The following is a 212-nucleotide window of genomic DNA, read 5'->3' as shown; positions in this document are numbered from 1 at the left end:
TTTTCATGATCTTGCCCTGCTGTTGGACCTCCGGTTTTTCTATGGAGGTATTAGAAAATACTGGAAATGATCTACAAATTGATCATCGGTTAATTGTCAATTATGTGATGGCACTAGCTAACCATATTGAAAAATCGAGTGCCTAACAAGCCACGAAGCCTTTAAACATGGGCATGTACGTGAATTTTCCGTAGCCCTAACACAACTTGATT

The sequence above is a fragment of the Vibrio sp. 10N.222.52.C3 genome (assembly GCF_041474195.1).
GTDB lineage: Bacteria > Pseudomonadota > Gammaproteobacteria > Enterobacterales > Vibrionaceae > Vibrio > Vibrio crassostreae_C.
The sequence above is the reverse complement of the archived record's forward strand: the minus strand, read 5'-3'. Positions refer to the sequence as shown.